The sequence below is a fragment of the Frankia sp. R82 genome, assembly GCF_023716925.1.
Taxonomy (GTDB): Bacteria; Actinomycetota; Actinomycetes; order Frankiales; family Frankiaceae; genus Frankia.
In genome coordinates, this window is the sequence record NZ_JAMQQG010000163.1 from 1 (window position 1) to 1,346 (window position 1,346).

Annotated in this window: 1 pseudogene; it reads right to left on the minus strand. The window is 78.5% G+C overall.

Annotation, left to right across the window (positions count from 1 at the left end):
- Positions 1-1,346: pseudogene (locus tag ND747_RS16370) on the minus strand (hypothetical protein); the annotation flags it as partial.

Consider the following 1,346-nt stretch of genomic DNA (forward strand, 5'->3'; position numbering starts at 1 on the left):
GGGCGGCACCGGCATGGTCCTGGGCGGCGCGGGCCGCGGCGAGGTTGTCCGCGGCGACGGCACCGGCCCGGGCCGCCTCCCGGTCGAGAGCCGCCGGCTCGCCGACCGCCCGGGCCAGCCGTTCCAACGCGCCGGCCCGGGCGGTGGCCGCTTCCGCGGCGGCACGCAGCGGTTCGACGTTTCCGAGCGCGTCCCGGGCCGTCTGCTCCGCCTGCATGACCGCAGCGGACGCGGTCACCAGCCGAGCCTGGATGGCCGCGACGGCGTCGCGGGCGGCGGTCGTTTCGGCGACCAGACGGGTGAGGTGGCCAGCTGGGCAGGAGCGCTGCCAGGCGGCGAGGGCCACGGCGAGGTCACGGTCGGCGGCGATCCGGGCGAGCAGGTCCGCGGCGAGCTCCGCCCGTTCGTCCTGGCGGGCCCGGATCTGCTCCCGCTCGGCCGCGGCCGCCGCCGGGTCGTACAGCGCCGGGTTGGGCCGGACCAGGACGACCCGCTCGGCGTCCGCCTCGGGTGCCGCGTCGGTGAGGTCCTCGGCCAGCCCGACGGCGACGATCGTGTCGGGGAGCAGCGCGGCCTCGGCCAGGACGTCGCGTACCCGGGCGAGTCCGGTCCGGTCGGTGACGACCACCCCGTCGACCAGGTGCGGACGGGCCTGGACGAGCTGATCGCGGTCGGCGGCGGGCACGGTGTGGGCGAGCCTCGTCCACCCGGCGACCGCCGCGATCCCGGCGCCGTGCAGCGCCTCGACGGTGGCGGTGACCTCCACGCGCGGCGGGCGCAGACCGTCACCGCCGAGTGCGCCGAGCAGCCGGCGGTCACGGTCGGCGGCGACGGTCAGTTCCAGCTGCCGTGCCTCGGCCGCCCGGATCGCCTCGGCGACCTGGCGGGCCGCGGCCTCGGCCACGGCAGCCAGCGTGTCGGCCGCCCCGGACAGGCCGTCTCCCGGCGTTGCGCCGTCGCCGGCTGCCGCGCCGTCTCCAGCCGGTTCGCCGTTCCCTGCCGGTTCGCCGCCGAGCAGGGCGGCGATCCGACCGTTGGCGAGTACTGCCGCCGCCTCGGCATGGACGGCCGCGACCCGGGCGAGGAGCTGCTCCAGCGTGCTGCGGGCGAGGTCGAGGGATCGTTCGGCGTCGCGTCGTTCGGCCTCCACGGCCGTGCGGTCCTGGGCCAGGGCAGCGGCGGCGAGCGCGTCGCGGACCGCGGCCTGGGCCTGCTCGGCGCCGGCGGCAGCCCGGCGAGCCTGGGCAGCCAGATCTGTGCTGTCGAGGCTGCCGGTGCTGACCAGCCCGTCGCGGACGGCCACGGCCAGCGCGTCGCGCGCCGCGGCGCTCTGTTCCTGCAGGGTG